The following is a 19118-nucleotide window of genomic DNA, read 5'->3' on the forward strand; positions in this document are numbered from 1 at the left end:
CGCGTTCCCGGCACGGACGCCCACCCGTGTGGGACGCCTGGACCCGTCCGTGCTGTCAGGGGGCCGGTCCGTGCTGCCATGATGCGGGAGACGGACCAGACGAGGAGAGGTGGACCATGCGCGCCATCGTCATCGAGGAACACGGCGGACCCGAGGTCCTGCGGCTGACGGAGAGACCCGATCCGACCCCCGGCCCCGGCGAGGCCCTCGTGGACGTGGAGTCGCGCGGGGTCAACTTCATCGACATCTACCAGCGCAGCGGGGCGTACAGCGTCCCCCTCCCCTTCGTTCCGGGTATGGAGGCCGCGGGTGTGGTCGCCGCCGTGGGCGAGGGCGTCACCGACCTGTCGGTGGGCCAGCGGGTCGGCTGGGCGATGGCCCCCGGCGGGTACGCCGACCGTGCCGTGGTCGAGGCGGGCCTGCTCGTGCCGCTGCCGGACGGTGTCTCCGCCGACCAGGCGGCGGCCCTGTTCCTGCAGGGCCTGACGGCGCACTACCTCACGCACTCGGTGCACCCGGTCGCCGAGGGCGACACGGTCCTGGTGCACGCGGCCGCCGGCGGGACGGGTCTGCTCATCACCCAGCTCGCCAAGGAGCGCGGGGCACGCGTGATCGGCACCGTGTCCACGGAGGAGAAGGAGCGCGTGGCCCGCGCGGCGGGCGCGGACGAGGTCATCCGCTACACCGAGAGCCCGGTCGCCGAGTCGGTCCGCGACCTGACCGGCGGCGAGGGTGTGGCCGCGGTGTACGACGGCGTCGGCCGCGACACCTTCGACGCGAGTCTGGCGTCGCTGCGCCCGCGCGGCATGCTCGCGCTGTTCGGCCAGGCCAGCGGCGCGGTGGAGCCCGTGGACCCGCAGCGGCTCAACGCGGCGGGGTCGGTCTACCTCGCCCGGCCCTCACTGGCCTACTTCGTCGCCGACCGCGAGGAGCTCCTGGGCCGGTGCCGGGACCTGTTCTCCCTGTTGGAAGCGGGGCGCCTGGACGTGCGGATCGGCGGACCGTACCCGCTGGCCGACGCCGGCCGGGCCCACGCCGACCTCGCCGCACGGCGCACGACGGGCAAGCTGCTGCTGACCTGATGCCGACATGGGTCGACCGGGCGCCCGGCGCCCGGTCGGCCTCGCCATCAACGGGGCCCTCAGGCCCATCAGCCCATCGGGTCCTCGGGGTCCTCGGGGTCCTCGGGGTCGAGGTTGTCGGAGCCCGGCCCCCGAGGTTCCGTCAGGCCCGTTCGGAGGCGCCCGTGTTCAGGGCTCCTCCCGCGGCTCGGGCATCGATGCCGCCCTGGCCCCGGCTCTGCGCACGTCGTCGCGGGCGTCGGCGACCGCCTTCTCGGCCTGCTCCGCCGCGTCCACGGCGGCCTGGGCCGACGCGGACTGCGCCGGGTCCGCTCCCGTGATCTCGGCCGGGCCGCGCTCGGCCTTCTCCCGGCCGTCCTTCTCGGTGGACGGGCCGGCCTGGGCGGCGTCCCCGGCGAAGGCGTGGGAGACGTTCTTGACCGCCTCGGTGAGCTCACCGGGGATGACCCAGAACGTGTTGCCCTCGCCCTGGGCCAGGCTGGGCAGGGTCTCCAGGTACTTGTACGCGAGGAGTTTGGCGTCGGCGTTGTTGGCGTGCACGGCCTGGAAGACGCGCTCCACGGCCTTGGCCTCACCGTCGGCCCGCAGGATCGCGGCCTGCTGGTCACCCTGGGCCTCCAGGATCGCCTGCTGGCGCGCGCCCTCGGCCTTGAGGATCCGGGCCTGGCGCTCACCCTCGGCGTGCAGGATCGCCGCCCGCTTGTCACGGTCGGCCCGCATCTGCTTCTCCATCGCCTCCTTGATGGTCGGCGGCGGGTCGATGGCCTTGATCTCCACACGGTTGACGCGGATGCCCCACTTGCCGGTGGTGTCGTCGAGCACGCCGCGCAGCCGGGTGTTGATCTCCTCCCGGGAGGTCAGGGTCTTCTCCAGGTCCATGGAGCCGATGACGTTGCGCAGGGTGGTGACGGTGAGCTGGTCGATGGCCTGGAGGAAGTTGGCGACCTCGTAGGCGGCGGCCTTGGGCTGGGTGATCTGGTAGTAGAGGACGGTGTCTATGTTGACCACCAGGTTGTCCTCGGTGATGACCGGCTGCGGCCGGGAGGTGAAGACGTGCTCACGGAGGTCGAACTTGGTGTTGACCCGGTCGACACCCGGGATGATGAAGTTCAGACCGGGATTGAGCGTCCTGGTGTAGCGGCCGAACCGCTCGATGTTGTACGCCCTCGCCTGAGGAACGATCCGGATCGCTGACAGCGCGATCGCGACGAACAGGACGGCGAGGATGATGAGAGGGATAGCCGGATCGATCATGTCGGGCACCTGGCCTAGAGCTCGTGGCTATGACTCGGGAGTGTGGGACTCGGGCAGGGCCTCACGCGGGTAGACCACCGCGGTGGCCCCGTCGATCTCCATGACGTCGACGTGTGCGCCGATCGGGATCACGAGGTCCTCGTCGATACACCGTGCCGACCACTCCTCTCCGGAGAGCTTGATCAGGCCCCTGTCCCCGTCGACCTCCTGGAGCACGACCCCGGATCGGCCGATGAGCGCGGCGGTTCCCGAACGCGCGTCGGGCTCCCTGCGCATCTGCCGCTGCATGATGGGCCGCACGAGGATGATGCCCGCGGCGGACGTGGCCGCGAAGCCGATGATCTGAACGACCACGGGCAGGCCGATGGCGCCGAGGAGTCCGGCGACCAGTGCGGCCACCGCGACGAGACCCAACACGAACGTCAGCGTCAGCGCCTCGGCGACTCCGAGGGCGACGGCCAGAATGATCCAGATCAGCCACGCGGGCATTGTCCTTGGGCCCTCCCGCTACGTATCGGGTATTCCTTACGCTACCCACACAGGCCCGCCGAAGCACGTGAATCCCGTGCGCTCTCGTGATCCGCCTCCGAAGCCTCACCGGGGACATCCTCCGCGCGAGTCGCACGGAACCCGCCCCCGCCTCCGGTCCGGGGACGGAGGCGGGGGCAGAGGCGGGAGCAAGGGCGGGAGGAGGCGGAGACCGGAGCGGACCCGCCCAAGGGCCTGGGACGGGGCCCGACCGTGGCCGGGTCCCGGCAGGACCCGGCCACGGACCCACCGCCGCTAGCGCCCGCCGGAGAACTGGTAGACCATCTGGTAGGTGGGACGGTTCTGCCACGCGATCGGCCACATGCCGATCCCGCCCACCGCCTGGTGGACCACCGCGTCCGCGCAGACCTGGTCACCGGCCGAGCAGTGCTCGTCGCCCGGGTAGACCTCGCCCGCGGGGACCGCGGCGGCCTCGGCCAGACTGTCCAGCAGGACCGTCCGGCACCCGTCCGGATCGCCCTCCCCGCAGTAGGCCTCTCCACCCAGCGGGCCTTGGACGTCCTCGCCGAGCACCGCGCGCAGGTCCTTGTCGACGTAGGACCACCAGCCGTACTGGAAGGCCGAGCCCCGGTGCGGCTGCGCCTGGTTGACGCTCCCGGCCTCACCGCCGCCGATCGCGCCCGAGGGCGACTCGTCCACCTGGACCGCGCGGGTCAGCGCGGCGTACAGGTCCTCGCCGAGCCCCGGCTCGAACTGGGCGCGCACCAGCGCCGGCCACCACGCGTCCATCACCCGGATGGCGTCGGCGTGTTCGTAGTACCCGGCGTCGCGCTGGGGCTCGCGGCGCAGCGATCCGGCCTCCTGCCAGGCCCGCAGCTCCGCCACGGTCGCGGCCAGGTCGGGGTCCTCCACCTCCTGGGCGTCGATCACCTCCAGCAGCCGCGGCAGGACCTCCTGGGCACGCAGGTCGGCCGTCCCGGCCTCCATCATCACCTGGGTCAGGGAGGCCGTGGTGAACGCGTGCCCGTCCTCGACCAGCGCGGACACCCGGGAGTCGAGCAGGTCGCCCCGGTGGACCGAGCCGGTGGACCAGCCGGAGGTGTAGCCCCGTGCGGGCTTGTTGTTCCAGTTGACGATGTAGTCGGGGTTGACGGCCCGCGGGTGGTCCTCCTTCGGGTGCAGGTCGGCGTCGTTGGTCTCGGGGTCCCAGCCCGACCAGCCCGCATCCGCGTAGGCGTCGATGGGCATCGTGGGGTTGGTGCCCTCGACCCGGACCGGGTTGGCGCCGGAGTTCACGAAGGCGATGTCCTCGTCGTCGACGTAGTGCCAGTTGAAGGCGTAGCCGATGTCGTGGGCCGCGTCCTGGAACGACGCGGCCGAGGTGATCTCGCCCGGGTCGTTGAACCTTTGGAAGCCGATGATGGAGTCGACCTCGTGCCGGTAGGTGGAGCGCAGCGAGGTGAACGCCACGGGGGTCCCGTCGACGGTGGCGAAGGACTCCACGAGGCCGAACTCGGAGCGCAGGGAGGTCAGCGTGTATCCGCCGGCCGGGGTCTGGTCGGCGACGGTGGGCGACCACTCGTTGGTGACGCTGAGCTCCTCGAAGGCGACGCACTCACCGGAGGAGTCGACGTAGGCACGCGAGTCGGTGGAAGGGGCCGAGCCGTCGGTCTCGCACAGGTCGACGGCGAAGGTGTCGGTGAGGTCCTGGCCGGCCGAGGTGGCACTCCAGGCGTAGTCGACACCGCGGCCCATCTGGACGTAGAAGCTCACGCCGGCGAACGACGCGCCCCGGGCGCTGATGCCCGGGCCCTGGAGCTCCTGGAGCATGAGCAGCTGGGGTGAGAAGTAGCCGGTCTGCGGACCCATGACGGCGACGGGGTTGCCGCTCTCGGTGTGCTCACCGGAGACCAGGAGGGCGTTGGACATGCCGCGGGGGTCGAGGAAGCCGTCGGGCAGGACACCGTCGTTGAACAGGCCCTCGGCCTCCGACAGGTCGCCCTCCTCCACCATCTGGTCGACTTCTTCCTGGTCGGCGGCGCTGAGGTCGTCCAGGGTGGGCGGCTCGGCCGGGTCGTCCGGCGCGGCCGGCTCCTCGACGGCGGCGGCCAGGGGTGCGGCCGTCACCTCGTCGGCCGCGGAACCGTGTTCGTCGTGGACGATGCCGTAGGGCTCGACCGAGCCGGGGTCGGGGACGACCTCGCCGACGGGGTCGTCGGGGGTCTGGGCGTAGGGGAACTCCCCGTCGACGCTGACCACGGCCTCGGGATCGTTCTCCGTGCGCCAGGCGGCGTAGAGCTCCGCGCCCTCCTCCGCGCCGTAGCGGTCCAGGAAGTTGGCGCGCACGACGGCGGCGCGGACCTCCCCGCCTCCGCCCCCGCCGAAGATGCCGCCGACCATGGCGGCGATACCGACCACGTCGGTGGGGGTGAAGGGCTCGATGTCGCCGGCGTTGGTGATGGCGTCCTTGTGGCCGGTCAGGACGTACTCGCCGGGGAAGGTGCGGTTCCCGTCGGCCTCCTCGATGTAGGCGTTGACGCCCTCCAGGTAGGCGTCGACGTCGGCCAGGGCCTGGGCCCCGCGCTCGCCGGCCCCGGCGACGCGGTCGATCTGCGCCTGCTTGTCCTCCTCGGTGTAGGGAGCGGTCCGCCAGAGGTCCTGTTCCAGGGCCCGGTTGCCCCCGGCGCCGCCGGCGAAGGGGGTGAGCTCGCCCCGGCCGACGCGGCGGAGCACGTCCATGAGGAAGAGGCGGTCCTCGGCGGCGGCGTAGCCGGCGCCGTACATGGTGCCCTCGCGCGTGGTGCCCTCGATGTGCGGGATGCCGTGGCCCTTGTCGCGGGTGATGGTGACGTCCTGGCGCGGCTGGTACTCCCGGCCCACGTCGTCGGAGTCGACGCCGAACCCGGCGTCGAGGAAGAAGTCGTCCAGGCCCTCCTCGGTGAGGCCGTCGTAGTGGTGCACGAGGTCGTCGTACATGTCGAGCTGACTGGAGGAGTGCTGGGGGCGGGTCCCGAAGATCTGGTGGCCGAGGATCTCGGCCAGAGTGGCGCTGCCGTTCTGGCCCGGGGGGACGATGTCGTGGCAGCCGTTGGGGGCGCAGTAGTCGGGCGGGGGGTCGGCGGCCGCGGGTGTGCTCGGGAGCGCGGCCGCGGTGGCCGCGGCCACGAGCAGCGCGGCACCTGCGGCACCCGTGCGGAGCCGTTGGGGGTACGGGGATCTCACGTGCTTCACCACCTGGGGGGTGCGGGCGATGGATCAGCGGAATGCTACGCACGGGTAGGCAAAGTGCGAAAGAGTTTCATGTTTGCCGTCCGGCCGGGAACCGGCCGCCGGACCATCCGTCGGTTTGAAGTGACGAGCGCCACATCCAGCCGCGATCGCACCGGCACTACCCGCACCAGCGCCGACACGAGGAGTCGTCGTTGGCCACATCCGGCCACGACTCCGGCGCCGCACCCGGCCCATCTGGAAGGGCACGTGGACCATTCGACCGGTCCCGCCCTACAGCTCTGGGCTCTTTGACACAATCGGCGCATGAACCAGCACCCCGAATCCCCCTCGGGCCGGGGCGAGCCCTGGCAGCAGCCCGGCGGCCAGACCCCCGGATGGGGCCTTCCCCCCGAGCAGCACCACGGCGGCGCACTCCAGCCCTACGGCACCGGCGGCTACCAGCCCGCCGACGCCGGATACCCGGCCCCCGGCGAGACACCTCTCGCCACCATCGGCGACATCGCCATCTCCCAGAGCACGGTGATCACCCCGGCCGGGCGCTTTCCCATCAGGGGAACGGTGTGGACGGTCACCGACATGAGCCGTACCGAACGCGGCACACCGACGTGGGCGATCATCACCGCGATCCTCGTCTTCTGGTGGACCTGCCTCCTGGGCCTGCTGTTCCTGCTGGTCAAGGAGCAGAAAACGTCCGGCCACGTACAGGTGACCGTCCAGGGGCACGGCCACTACCACGCGACCGCCATCCCGGTCGGCAACCCGGGCGCGGCCTTCCACATCAACCAGCAGGTCAACTACGCGCGCGGCCTGGCCGCCTGACCACACCGCCCCCGGGCCCGCCGGCCCGGGGGCGCGAGGGCCGCGGGCGGGGACCGCGAACGCGAGGGCTACCCGCGCACGCGCGCCACACCCGCCGCCACGGCCAGCGCGCCGACGTTGACCGCCCGGGCCAGCCGGACGGCCCGCCGGATGTCGGCGGTGTCCACCGCGGGCCCCTCCCCCATCTCCGGGCGCCGCTCCTCACGCCCCCGGTAGACGTTCACCCCGCCCAGGGTCCGCCCGAGCGCGCCGGCGAACGCGGCCTCGCACTGCCCCGAGTTGGGGCTGGGGTGCCGGTGGCCGTCCCTGCGCCAGATCCGCCAGGCCCGGCCGACGTCGCCGCCGACGGCGGGGGCGGCCAGGACCGCCAGCACCGCGGTGAGCCGGGCGGGACCCCAGCCGGCGATGTCGTCCAATCGGGCCGACGCGGCCCCGAAGCGCCGGTAGCGCGCGCTCCTGTGACCGACCATGGCGTCCAGCGTGTTCACCGCGCGGAACCCGGCCAGCCCGCCCACTCCGGCCAGGGCACCCCACACCAACGGGCCCGTCACCGCGTCCGAGGTGTTCTCGGCGACCGACTCCACCACGGCACGCGCGACACCCGCCTCGTCCAACCCGGCGGGATCGCGCCCGCACAGGCGCGGCACCAGGGATCGGGCACCTTCCAGATCGCCCGCCTCCAGTGCCCGCGCGACCCCTTCGGCCTCCCTTGCGAGCATGCTGCCCCCGAGGGTGGCCCACGTGGCGGCCGCGGTGGCGGTCGCGCCCCCGCGCTCGGCCACCGCCCCGAGCGCCGCCACGGGAGCGACCGCCGACACCGCGTAGGCGGCACCGGTGAGCTCGTCGTCCCGGTAGATCCGCCGCTCCCACCAACCAGCGGCACGGCCGAACAGCGCCACAGGATGCCCCCGCGGGGGATCCGGCACCATCGCGTCGAGCAGGAACCCCGCCACCAAACCCAGACTTCGCACGCCACCACGGTAGCCGCGCCAGGAGCAGCCCTGGCCGGGCCCAACGCCCGACCAACTAATGATTGTTACTCTGCGTAGTTGCCCATACACTCAGTGTAGTCAATTGCCCACGGGGAGGCGCCGGATGCTCCACCTGCTGACCCTGGTCATCGTCCCCGCAGGCCAGTGGTGGTTCTTCTGACCCGCTCAACCCGCACGCCGGACCCGACACATCACGAAACGCCAGCGGGACAGCGCAGCACCAGGAGTTAATCACCGGTAACGTGGTGCACGGGGCCCATAGCGACCGGTTTGGTGGAGCGCGAGTGGTAACGAGAGACAACTACGAATCACCGTAGTTGGTGAGGCTTTGCCCACCTGTGGGCGAGATCTGACGAATACCCTAGAATGTCTGACCAGTGCGCCACAGGCGCCACGACACGGGGTTCCTCCCGACCGTAGGCCGCACCCCAGCCCCGGCGCTTCCGACATGCGGAAACACCCGCGGACCACGGGTAACAGCGTGGTCGCGGCCAGCCGCGGCGAGCGACAATTGAATCAGGCACCCGTAGCTCAGTGGATAGAGCACCGGACTTCTAATCCGATGGCCGCAGGTTCGAATCCTGCCGGGTGCGCCACAAAACCCCAGTTCAAACTGGGTGCGCGAGTCGAACAGACGAGGCGCCGGGCCCGAATCCGGGCCTGAAATGCTCCGTGTGTGCTCCCCAGTGCAAGGTCCCGTACATCAGGGCGAGGACCTCGCGGAGCATTTTGCCCTCCCGTGACCCTGGGCCCCGTGCTGGGACGCCCCGTGTCCGTCCGCCGGTTAGGGCCAGACACGGCCCGGCACGGCCACAGGTGCCCCAAGACCCCAGCCGCTACCCTGATGACTGTCGGGGCGTGTCAGCCGCCCACACGACCCGACACGGGCGCCGCCCCGCGCAACAACAGCGCGGTCGCTGTCGCCGCCGCGTTGACCACATCCGGGAGCACTGCCCGGAAGGTGTCCTGGGTGAAGTGGGTGGTCGCGTGGCCGAGTTCATTGGACACCACCTTCACGTCCGCCCCTACGGCCAGGCTGAGAGAGGCCACCCCATGGCACAGCCCGTGCACCGTGATCGGCGGCAACCTCGCCGCTCTTCGGCATCGAGGTCACCGTCTCTCGGGCAAGCTGGACGACCTGGACGCGGATGTCGATCTGCCTGTCTGTGAGCCGGGTGTTCATCTATGACAGCCCCGCCGCCTCACCTCGCCGGAGGTTTTGGCGGCGATCTGGAGCACACCTTCCGCTTGTTCAAGCAGACCTTGCGTTGGACCTGCCTGAGGGTCTGCTCCTGTGAGGCGGCCGACCAGTGGACCTGGTTGGTGATCGCCGCGCACACCCACCTGCGTCTGGCCCTTGGCCGAGGATCTTGCGCGTCCCTGGGAGCGGCCCGTCGAGCCGAGCCGTTCGACCCCTGCTCGGGCGCTGCGGGGATCTCGCAGCCTCCGGGTTAAGGCGGCTTGCCCGACCAGCGCGCCGCCCATCCGACTCAAGGAATCGCTGCCGGGCGCTCCGCCACGAGGTCGGCAAGACTGTCAAACGCGACCCGAGCCTTCAACAGCACAGGAACCGCGCAGGCTATTAGCCAGCTCGCAGGTCCTCTGCAATAAGTTCGAATTTTACCCCACCTCCACAAATCGTTGGACCATGTAATCATATTCGTAGTCAAGAACATAGTCGGATGCCTCTGGGTACACACCGAGGCTCTCAAAGAACGGTCCATTTTCTGTTCCATCGGCCCGCACTGTGATGGAATCTTCAATTCCATCAGTGGAAATATGAACAATGATTTCCCAACGACACCAGCACTCACCGCTGTAAGTCGTCACATTGATCGGAATAGGCTCTCCATTCTCAAGATGAATAGCCTTGCCGTCAAAGTAGTTTCCAGCCAGCAATCCATCTTCCAAAGCCAATGCAACTGGCTCATCAGCATCAAGATTGAAAACAATCGACTCCGCATTTTCCACCCCCTCTCCCTGAATCTCAACTCGAGCAGCACTGGGCGCCGGACTTCTTTCTTGGACAACAGCCTCAATGTCCCTGATTCGAACCCTCTGATCCCAATTCCCCGTGAGAACTATTTGATATTTTCCACTTCCAGCACAAGGCGACTCCGGATCAGCGCAGAAAAGTGGAACCCTAATCCCACCGAGATCGGTTATTTGCTCATCCACATAATTCCAGTCTGGGACTTGACTCCCAGAAGGATCAGGATCAAGTTGTTCAATCACCTCCTGATCATCTAGAGAAATTGCATCCTGAAAAACCCAGGTCATCCCACCCAGGTCTTCATTGATCGCCCTCACATCAACATGGAATGGATCCTGGATCGAGCGGGATACAGATGGCACGAGAAGCCTCGTTATCCCCAAATATGCAACGATAGCAAGCACCACAAGCGCCGCCAGCAGGATGACTAGAACCCTAGTGGGTATCCCAAAGTAGTTGTACTGCTTCTGATGTTCGCCGTTCTGCTGATAGGCCGTCGGCCCGGAAAACTCGTTCCGAGCATTCTCGCCACTTCGAGGAGACAGGGGTTCCATTAAAGGGCTCCAATTCCTTGAATCTATCGACCCACACTTAATCAATCACTCTTACGTTCGAAATAAGAACGAGCCAAACGGCACAAAGCGCCATAAATGAGACACAACATAACAAGTGCACTACCTGAATCTTATACATCATGCGTCTTCACCTTCAATGATCGATCACCAAGACAGCTCCATAAGTGATATATTTGAGGACATGAACCAGCAGACCAAGCGAACCACCCTAATCACCGCGACCTTCATCCTCATCCCCTTGTTCCTTGCAGCAGGAGGCGTGTTCATCTATCTTGGGCTGGACTCTGCTGACAAGCTCGCGAGCGTTCTCGGCTTCTTTCTCACATCCGTTAGTCTCTTCCTCACTGGAGTCACGGTCTTCATGAGTCGAGCCTCCTCCAAGAAGCATGAGTCTGACGCGGAACCCGCACAGGAATCACCTTCCCCACCCGCATCCTCCGGTAGGAACGTATTCAACGGCCCCACAGCGGTGCAGATCCGGGGACGAAGCCAGCACAACAAATTCGGATGACTTCCAACCCGGTAGCCATCAGCAATCCGCTCTGTTTCTCGACAGACTAAGGCGCATCCATCTTACTTCCATATGCGTCCATAATCTTATCCTCTTCCAATTCCCTGGGTTGATGATGATTAATTAATCTATGCGCATAGTGTCCGAAGGCGCCCTGGGAGGGGCGGAGTCCGAGGCCAGATCCCTGAACTGGAGGTTTTCGTCCGGAAGATCGGGGATAATCAACCTTGCTCGCGTCGCACCCCCAGACGTCATGGATGGATGATGGTGACCACCCCCCCTCGGCCCGGACGCCCCTCCCACCCGGTACCAGCCCCGGACAGCCCTCTCGGAACCTTCGCCCTCGGACTACGCGTGTTGAGGGAAGAAGCAGGCTCGCCCAGTTTCCAGCGGATGGCCGAACAGGCGAGGATCCTGGAGTTGCGGGTGTCGGCCACCTCGCTGCGCAACGCCGCATCGGGAGAGAGGTTCCCCAGTCTGGCAACTGTCACCGCCTTCGTTCGGGTGTGCCTGTCGTTGACCCCCGGCGCTGGGAAGGAGGTCCTCAGCAACTGGCAGCAGCGCTGGGGGCATCTGACCGAGAGAGCCGGAGACGATGGTGAGGAGGGAGCCGGTGGCGTAAGGGAAGTGCCTTCGGCACGACGGCCGAAGGGGAACCTGCCCGCCGAGACGGACAGCTTCGTTGGCCGCGACGACGATCTCCGGGCGCTCGCTCACCGTCTGGAACGCGCCCGCCTGGTGACCTTGACCGGCATCGGCGGTGTGGGCAAATCGCGACTGGCGCGCCGGGTGGCCGCCCGGCGTGCCACGGCCCACCGTGACGGGGCTTGGCTGGTGGAGCTCGCCCCGGTGACCGACCCCGAGGCGGTGGCCTGGACGGTCGCCACCGCACTCGGAGTCCAGGAGGACGACCCCTCGGACGCGGTCGCGCAGCTGGCTCGCCAGCTGCGCGACCGGCGCATGTTGCTGGTCCTGGACAACTGCGAGCACGCCCTGGCGGCCTGCGCACGGCTGGTCGACGCGCTCCTTGAGGCCGCTCCCGGTCTGACGGTGCTGGCGACCAGTCGCCGTTCCCTGGGCACCGCGGGAGAGCACGTGTGGCCTGTGGCTCCGTTGACCGTGCCAGACGGCGGAGCTAACGGCCAAGCCACGACCAACCCGGCGGTCCAGCTCTTCACGAACCGGGCCGCAGCGGCCTGGCCGGACTTCTCCCTGACCGGGGCCAATATCGGTGACGTCGCCGAGTTGTGCCGCCATCTGGAGGGTCTACCGTTGTCCATCGAGCTGGCCGCCCGCTGGACGCGCACCCTATCCCCCCGCCAGATCCGCGAACACTTCCTCGACCGACACCGCCTGCGCTCGTCAAGCCCGGGTGGCCGTGCCCGCCACCAGAGCCTGCACACCGTCCTGGACCACAGCCACGACCTGTGCTCCCCCGGACAGCGGACCCTGTGGGCGCGCATGTCCGTGTTCGCCGGGCCCGTCACGGCCGAGGACGTGTGCTCCGTCGCCGGGTTCGACCCCCTGGACGCCGACTCTGCCCTGACCGCTTTGGACTCCCTGGTCGACCAGTCCATCGTCGTCCCGGTCGACACCCCCACAGGACGCGGATACACCCTGTTGGAGACCGTGCGCGACTACGGACACCACAGGCTGGCCGAGACGAAAGAGCAACCCCTCCTGCGCGAACGACACCAGGAATGGTTCATGGCACTGGTGCACCAGGCCTACACGCGCAGCTACGGACCTGATCAGGCGTGCTGGCTGTCCCGGCTGCGCACCTCCATCAACGACATCCGCCTCGCGCTCGACAACGCCTGCCACGACGGAACCGACCCCGAACACGTCCAGGTCACCGCCGCCGACCTGTGGCAGTACTGGATGGTCAACGGGCGTCTGGCCGAAGGACGGAGTCGGCTGGAGCGCGCACTGTCGCTGTCAGCGAAGCCCACCTACTCGCTGTGCCGGGCACTCTGGGCCTGCGGGTACCTCGCTTTCGTTCACGGTGATCACGGGGTGGCGCGTGATCACGCCAAGCGCGCCCTGGAGATCGCCCGAAGTCTGGGCAATACTGAGTCCGAGTACGGCGCCCGCGTACTGCTGGCCCTGACCACCCTCGGTCGGGGTGGCCTGTCCCGCTCGTTGGAGTTGGCCCAGGGCTCGTGGAGTACGACCGACGGGTCGGGATTCATGAGACAGCTCTGCGCATCCGTCACGGGACTGGCCTACACATTGCAGGGAGGGTTGGACGAGGGGATGGCATGGCTGGCCAGATCACGTGAGATAGCTGAGCGCCACGGGGAGATCTGGCACCACTCCTACAACCTCTGGGCCATGGGTCTTAACCTGCTCCTGCGCGGCGACCTGTCGGCCGATGGGTACCTGCGGCACGCACTCAGCCTCAAGGCATCGATCGGTGACCGTCTGGGGATACCCGCCGTGGTAGAGACATTGGCCTGGTATGCGCAGGAGCAGGGCGACGACGAGCACGCCGCTCTTCTGCTGGGCGGAGCGGAGGCGCTGTGGGGCACCACCGCTCCACGCTTGTTCCGGTTTGAAGGGCTGGTGGCCCTGCACCGGGGGACACACGGACGAATCCGGGAAGCGCTGGGGCAGGAACGGTTGGTGGAATTGATGGAGCAGGGTCGAGGACTGGGTTTCGAGGACGTAGTGCGAGTAGCAGTAGGCGACTGAATCCCGCCAGGTGTGATGAAGACGCGAATCCTTGGGTATTTGAATCGGCTATGTATAAGCGTCACCTTGGGCTGCGCGAACACACTGCTGTTTGTTCGAACAGCCAGGGGACCTTTGATCCGATCGGGTGATGGCCCCGGGAGCGAGGAAACCCCAGGCCAACAGGGGTGAAACCGTACTCTGGCCTGGGGTCGGTCGGGCTGTATAGCTCCTGGTGTGCTCGGTGGTCCGGCTACGACACCGGGGCCTTCGCCGGGACCGGCACGCCGCGCAGCAGCGACGCGGTGGCCTCGGCCGCCGCTTTCGCGACGTCGGGGAACACCGTTTGGTACGTGTCCTGGGTGAAGTGGACGGTCGCGTGCCCCAGTTCGTTGGAGACGACCTTCACGTCCGTTCCCGCGGCCAGCGAGAGCGAGGCAGCCCCGTGGCGCAGCCCGTGCAGCGTGATCGGCGGCAGACCCGCCGCGCGGGAGATGCGCAGGAACCAGTCACTGACCTGCGCCGGATGCCACCCCGACCCGTCCTGGCGGGTGAACGCCAACCCGGTGTCCGTCCACTCCTTTCCCGCTTGGAGTTTGGCCTCCAGTTGGAAGCGTCGCCACGTGCGCAGGACCTTGATCGTGTCCTGGTCCAGGGTGATGGTGCGCTGACCGGCCGCGCTCTTCGGCGTCGTCGTCACCGTCTCCCACGCCAACTGCACCACCTGGACTCGGATGTCGATCTGCCCGTCCGTCAACCGGGTGTTGGACCACGGCAGCCCGACCGCCTCCCCTCGGCGCAGGCCCTTGACGGCGATGAGGTGGAACATCGCATACAGCCACCGGTACTTCCTCGCATGGGCCAGGAAGGCACGGGTCTGCTCCGGGGTCCACACCATCACCTCGCCCGGCACCGTCCCGTCCGCCTTCCACTGACGCACCCGGTCGGGCGTCCACACCATCGGCTTGACCCTTGGGCACGAGGGGAGCCGCACGTGCGAGGCGATGTTCACCGATACCGGCAGGTCCGGGCGGCGCACCGCGTCCGACAGGGCGCTGCGCAGCGTGGCGCGGATCCGGTGCTTGGTAGAGAGCGAGATGACCCGTTGTCCGCGCGCCGACGCCTTGACCTTCGCATCGTCGGACTCACGGCACTCCAGGATGTGGATGTTGGTTTCCTCGATCGAGGCGAACATCGCCTCGACGTGGCGGGCCTGGAGCTTGTCCAACCGCCGCCGACCCAGGTGCGGCACGAGGTACTTGGTGATGTGGCCGGCGTAGGACGCCCGGGTTCCGAGGGCCAGGTCGGGTTTGCCGTCCAACCACTCCTTCAGCCAGGACTCGACGGTGGGGACCTCGGCCCGTACGTCCACCCCGGTACCGATGCGCTTGCGGACCTCCTCCACATCGGGGAGTGGTCGGCGCTGGTTGAGTGCGGTCTGGATCAGGTCCGCGACCTGCACCTCAACGTCCTCATCCCCCGAGGCCAGGACCATCAGCGCCTTGACCTGGTCCAGCCCCTCCAGAGCCTCGGTGTAGGTGGACAGTCCGACCCGGCGGGCCTGACGCCGTTTCCCGTCTGCGGTGCGTGGGAGTTCGTACTGGAACGCCCACGCCCCATGCGCCGGATTCCAGCCCCCGCCCCTGCGCTTGAGCTGAGGGCACCTCACCCCCAGGGCACGTCCGGATGTCTCCTCGCGGCACCCGCACCGTTTGAACGTGGACCCCTCACGTGATGCCATCTACGACCTCGCATTCGTCTGCGTGTTCTCGCGCGCCCCGCACCCGCCACACCCGCCGCCCACCGGCAGACCGAGATAGACGAGCACCCCGGCTGTGGGGATGGCCCAGGTCCTGCCGGTCCGGTGAGCCGGGACAGGAAAGATTCCTTGGCGGAGGAGCCGGTAGGTGGTGGTGCGGCCCAGACCGAGCATCCGACCCGCCGTGACCGGGTCAAGCACCACCGGCAACGACCCGACCTCAGCCAGCGTGGCCGGGCTGTTCACTGCCACCTCGTCCACCTCCCCACCACCTCTGATGTGCACGGATGCACTGCGCGGCCCTGCGTTTGGCAGGGCAGTACGCATCCACGCTCGATCTCGCCGAGGTGGTCAAGCGGATTCGGCGGGTTCCCCGTCCGATGGGCGGAGAACCTCGCCCGAGAGACCGTTTTGTAGGAGTTCACCCCATTCCCCCTGGGTGGCCGCCCGGCCCGGGAGCCGGGGCTGGGCGGGGCGGGGCCGTCAGACGGCCCGCCCGCCCCGGGCGGCGCCCCATGGGGTGCTGAACCGGCCCCGGGCGGTGGGGCCGATGTCGGGGCGCTGGTGGCCGCACACGCCCCCGGCTGGGACAACCCCGCGCAGGCCGCCCCCGGGTGGTGCCGCCCCCAGGGGTGGTTCGCTGGCCAGGGCCGTGATGTCAGGTGCAGGTGGTGGGGTCTCGTCATCGGCGATCCTCTTCGTCGTGTCGTCGTCTCGCCCTGATAACCCCCAAAGAAGACGCCTCCAGGACGGATTCGACATCGAATCTGAGATCTCACAACGCCGCGAGATGAGCAGCCAAGACCTCGTTCGCCTCGCCCAGCGCGGAGCACAACCCCACCAGACCGGAGAAGACGCGCCCGAGGCGACAACGCCAGGATCATCCAGGCCACGGCGGTGGGCGATCTCCACCCGCGCCACTAACTCGGGGACCCTTCTTGTGGCGCCCCTATGGCGGGAGAGGGGACACAGACCTGGACACAGAGAGGGATGGACCGCAGAGACGATGGCAGGACACGGGTACCGCTTCGAGGGAGCGGGGGCGGTCGGTGCCTTCACACCGTGAGGCGCCGCCCGCCCCCTACGTGAAGATGACTACCCACTGGGTATAAGTCTGGGCACCCATCGGCCCACCCGTAGCGGCCCCGACCTGCACTGATAACGCCAACAGGGTGATCCGTTCAAAGCGGCCCTCCCAGAGGCCCGCTTACCGGTCCACTTACCGGCCCGCCTATAGGCGGAGTCACAGGCCCACTTACCGGCCCATACTCAAACGTGAGCATGACACCAACAATGTTCGCATTCCATCTTGGTGCCGCCAACCTCGAAGAGACCACCCCTCGCACCCGACACGACACCACCTCACCTCCAAGACCAGAAGAACCATCGGCCCGACACCCTCAGCCGATACCGGTGACCACCGAGTGGATCTCGCCCGCCGGACGGCCCGCTGCGCCTCGCACGCCCCACTTCCGCAGACCACACGAGCAGGTGCAGGGGACCAGGGGGCGTGCAGCGCTCGGCGCCGGGCGACTCGAGCGCCCGCATCGCCTCCCCGAAAACCCGCACACAGGATCCTTTATTCATGATTCATAAAGAAAAGAAAGGTTAATACGGGGAGAGGAGAACGGGGGATCGAAAAAGGTGTGGGTGAGCCCACGGAGGTGTCCAGGGCGGGTGGTGCCTCCCGCTCGCCGGGGGCGCCGCCCGCCCCCTACGTGAGGATGACTACCCGCTGGGTATAAGTCTGGACACGCGTTGGACCACTTGAGTAGGCCCTGACCTGCGGTTATCCACGTGGAGAGGGGGTCCAACGAGGCGGACCACCCGTTGGACCCCTTGTTGGACCACCCGTTGGCCCGGGTTCACTTCGTTCTCACATCGCTCTCACTCCGGCTTCAAGGGACCGCAGGGATCAGCATCATAAACTTTTCCAATCGAATACAAAGAAGACCTTCATCCCCCTTTCGTGACACCCGCAGCGCAGCCCACAGGCGGTCGCGAAGGATCTTGAACAAAGCACCATCCCAACGAGAACCCGGTCAGCGAATGTCAGTGACCACTGAGTGGATCTCGCTCACCGGCACCGACACCGTGCTCGTTGTGGTCAGGTCTTCCAAGACCCCGCCCTGCCCATCGGTGGTGGACCAGGACACTCCCCACTCCCACACCGCGACCAGACCCACCCTCGCCCCGGCACCGCCCGAAGGCAGGGCCGTGTACGTGTGGCCGCAGTCCGGAGAGCCCTCCTCGCGGTAGACGTCCGAGGAGAACACGGTGCCAGGACCGGTGCACACCACCTCATGACCGTCCCCGGTGTCCCACACCACCCGTTCCGGGACCGCGACCACCGTCACCGACCCCGCACTCACCGAAGCAGTCGCGGTGACCGGCTCCCAGTCCTGCTCAGCCACCCACATCCACGACGGCATGTTCACGAACCTCGGCTTACCCAACGGCGGAGCGGTACCGATAGCGGGCTCGGGCACACTCATCACGGCTCGCGCCTGCTCCGCCAACACCGCAGGATCGAATCCCTCCACCGCACCCGTACCGCTGGCGGTCGCCTCACACTCGGCCATGCCCAGCGGCATCTCCAATGGCCCCTCCAACCCGGACTGCGCGAATTCCGCATCCGCCGTCACACAGGCAGGACCGTGATCGTCTGTGTTCCCGCCCTCACCGGGAGGCGTGCCGGGCGTCGACTGCTCATGGCCGGGGCTGCGGACTCCGGCCGCACACCCGGTCGAGGAACACTCAACGTTGTGAGAGAACCGTCCGTCATCAGCCCAAGCCGGTGAAGCGGTGGCCAGGACACACACCAAGGCGCCTACGGCGAGGCCGCTTCCGCGAGAGCTCAGCACGCGTCGGCCTCTCCGAGCCACAGGTCATCGACCTTCCACTCTCCGCCCTGTTCCGTGACCGTGGCAATGAACAAGCGCGTGTTGCGATCGTCAGGATCCAACGGCTGGGCACCTTCCAGCACCCATTCGGTGTCGTCCATACAGTCCTCGACCACGACGGTCGGCGGCTCGGCCTCCACATCGGTCTCCGTCACCTCCGGCCTCAGCACTGGCTCTCCGGTCGCGGTGGCTCCGTCCAGCATGCCGGTGGTCAACTCGAGCGCTTGACCACGGGTATGCACCTCCAGATCGGGATGGTCCTCGGCACCTTCCAAGGAGGCATCGACCAGGGCCCGCATCATCCCGAGGTAGGCATCCACTGCCAGCTCCTCTGCCGAAGAGCTGGCGGGTGCGGCGAGAGCGGGAGGCGTGCGCGTCGGCTCGTTGACGGGATCGCTCTCCTGTGCCGCGCATCCCATCAGCGCCACCGCTGCTACCGCTGCCCAACCCGTCGCAAGCACGCGCACGTCCCACCGCCGATTCCACACCTGGCGCGGCCCTGATGCCGCGCTTTCGATGAGCGACACTAACCACACACAGAGTGACGTCACAACCATTTTCTAGATACTCGCTGTAACGAAAAGTGTGAAGAGAACCACCGACTTTCGATGTCGCACGATCTACCTGCACGAATGCGCTATCAGGCAAGCAGAAGGGCTGCCTCCTGAAGGAGACAGCCCTACATAAGCACCCCGAGGTCAGGCCACGGGCGCCCGTTGCGCCTCCCACTGGCGGATCAGCCCGGCCAGTTCGTCCCACTCACCAGGGCTACCCAGAGCAGCCTCCTGGACGGCGGCATTTGGTGCGGTCCTTCCCTGGCCAGAGGTGGACGGCGCC

At 67.7% G+C, this 19118-nt stretch carries 13 protein-coding genes and 1 tRNA gene; 5 read left to right on the forward strand and 9 right to left on the reverse strand.

Features of this window, described 5'->3' with window-relative positions; translation table 11 throughout:
* Positions 1-116 precede the first annotated feature (116 nt).
* Complete coding sequence (locus M1P99_RS04440; protein WP_304451396.1) at positions 117-1082, forward strand: quinone oxidoreductase; 966 nt, start codon at positions 117-119, stop codon at positions 1080-1082.
* Between the two features lie 168 nt (positions 1083-1250).
* Here M1P99_RS04440 and M1P99_RS04445 read toward each other — a convergent pair whose 3' ends face one another.
* The 3 genes from M1P99_RS04445 to M1P99_RS04455 all read right to left on the reverse strand — a co-directional run bounded on the left by M1P99_RS04445 (position 1251) and on the right by M1P99_RS04455 (position 6047).
* Positions 1251-2333, reverse strand: a complete 1083-nt coding sequence (locus tag M1P99_RS04445; protein WP_304455575.1) for an SPFH domain-containing protein — start codon at positions 2331-2333, stop codon at positions 1251-1253.
* A gap of 30 nt (positions 2334-2363) precedes the next feature.
* Entirely contained in the window at positions 2364-2825 is a 462-nt protein-coding gene (locus M1P99_RS04450; protein WP_304451397.1) for an NfeD family protein, read from the reverse strand.
* 294 nt (positions 2826-3119) lie between these two features.
* Positions 3120-6047 carry a penicillin acylase family protein gene (locus tag M1P99_RS04455; RefSeq protein WP_304451398.1) on the reverse strand — a complete coding sequence of 976 codons (2928 nt, stop codon included), beginning with the start codon at positions 6045-6047 and terminating at the stop codon, positions 3120-3122.
* Positions 6048-6359: 312 nt separating this feature from the next.
* On the opposite strand from M1P99_RS04455, the gene M1P99_RS04460 reads away from it, so the two are divergent.
* The gene (locus M1P99_RS04460) at positions 6360-6875 is read left to right on the forward strand and encodes a hypothetical protein (RefSeq protein ID WP_304451399.1); all 516 of its coding nucleotides are present in this window, start codon (positions 6360-6362) and stop codon (positions 6873-6875) included.
* Between the two features lie 68 nt (positions 6876-6943).
* Here the strand turns inward: M1P99_RS04460 and M1P99_RS04465 are convergent, their stop codons facing one another.
* A complete protein-coding gene (locus tag M1P99_RS04465) occupies positions 6944-7846 on the reverse strand; it encodes a cobalamin biosynthesis protein (protein WP_304451400.1) in 903 nt (300 codons plus the stop codon).
* A 541-nt stretch (positions 7847-8387) separates the two neighbouring features.
* Between M1P99_RS04465 and M1P99_RS04470 the strand changes: the two genes are divergently transcribed.
* A tRNA-Arg gene (locus M1P99_RS04470) sits at positions 8388-8463 on the forward strand.
* 265 nt (positions 8464-8728) lie between these two features.
* Here M1P99_RS04470 and M1P99_RS28615 read toward each other — a convergent pair.
* A complete protein-coding gene (locus M1P99_RS28615) occupies positions 8729-8953 on the reverse strand; it encodes a hypothetical protein (RefSeq protein ID WP_369696494.1) in 225 nt (74 codons plus the stop codon).
* Positions 8954-9487: 534 nt separating this feature from the next.
* Positions 9488-10414, reverse strand: a complete 927-nt coding sequence (locus tag M1P99_RS04480; RefSeq protein WP_304451401.1) for a hypothetical protein — start codon at positions 10412-10414, stop codon at positions 9488-9490.
* Positions 10415-10616: 202 nt separating this feature from the next.
* Here M1P99_RS04480 and M1P99_RS04485 point away from each other — a divergent pair, with 202 nt between their 5' ends.
* Both M1P99_RS04485 and M1P99_RS04490 read left to right on the forward strand, forming a co-directional pair.
* Positions 10617-10946 carry a hypothetical protein gene (locus M1P99_RS04485; protein ID WP_304451402.1) on the forward strand — a complete coding sequence of 110 codons (330 nt, stop codon included), beginning with the start codon at positions 10617-10619 and terminating at the stop codon, positions 10944-10946.
* Positions 10947-11339: 393 nt separating this feature from the next.
* Positions 11340-13640, forward strand: coding sequence for an AAA family ATPase (locus tag M1P99_RS04490; protein WP_304451403.1), 2301 nt, complete (start codon positions 11340-11342; stop codon positions 13638-13640).
* Between the two features lie 232 nt (positions 13641-13872).
* Here M1P99_RS04490 and M1P99_RS04495 read toward each other — a convergent pair whose 3' ends face one another.
* The 3 genes from M1P99_RS04495 to M1P99_RS04505 all read right to left on the reverse strand — a co-directional run bounded on the left by M1P99_RS04495 (position 13873) and on the right by M1P99_RS04505 (position 18808).
* A complete protein-coding gene (locus M1P99_RS04495; protein ID WP_304451404.1) occupies positions 13873-15360 on the reverse strand; it encodes a site-specific integrase in 1488 nt (495 codons plus the stop codon).
* Positions 15361-17420: 2060 nt separating this feature from the next.
* Entirely contained in the window at positions 17421-17972 is a 552-nt protein-coding gene (locus tag M1P99_RS04500) for a hypothetical protein (protein WP_304455576.1), read from the reverse strand.
* A gap of 263 nt (positions 17973-18235) precedes the next feature.
* On the reverse strand, positions 18236-18808 hold the full coding sequence (locus M1P99_RS04505; protein WP_304451405.1) for a hypothetical protein: 573 nt from the start codon (positions 18806-18808) through the stop codon (positions 18236-18238).
* Positions 18809-19118 lie beyond the last annotated feature (310 nt).

The organism is Nocardiopsis sp. YSL2 (assembly GCF_030555055.1).
In the GTDB taxonomy this organism is placed as follows: Bacteria; Actinomycetota; Actinomycetes; order Streptosporangiales; family Streptosporangiaceae; genus Nocardiopsis.

Coding starts and splice junctions, on each gene's coding strand:
- M1P99_RS04440 (WP_304451396.1), top strand. CDS start 117: ATGCGCGCCATCGTCATCGAGGAACACGGCGGACCCGAGGTCCTGCGG.
- M1P99_RS04450 (WP_304451397.1), bottom strand. CDS start 2,825: ATGCCCGCGTGGCTGATCTGGATCATTCTGGCCGTCGCCCTCGGAGTC.
- M1P99_RS04460 (WP_304451399.1), top strand. CDS start 6,360: ATGAACCAGCACCCCGAATCCCCCTCGGGCCGGGGCGAGCCCTGGCAG.
- M1P99_RS04480 (WP_304451401.1), bottom strand. CDS start 10,414: ATGGAACCCCTGTCTCCTCGAAGTGGCGAGAATGCTCGGAACGAGTTT.
- M1P99_RS04485 (WP_304451402.1), top strand. CDS start 10,617: ATGAACCAGCAGACCAAGCGAACCACCCTAATCACCGCGACCTTCATC.
- M1P99_RS04490 (WP_304451403.1), top strand. CDS start 11,340: ATGGCCGAACAGGCGAGGATCCTGGAGTTGCGGGTGTCGGCCACCTCG.
- M1P99_RS04495 (WP_304451404.1), bottom strand. CDS start 15,360: ATGGCATCACGTGAGGGGTCCACGTTCAAACGGTGCGGGTGCCGCGAG.
- M1P99_RS04500 (WP_304455576.1), bottom strand. CDS start 17,972: ATGCCGCTGGGCATGGCCGAGTGTGAGGCGACCGCCAGCGGTACGGGT.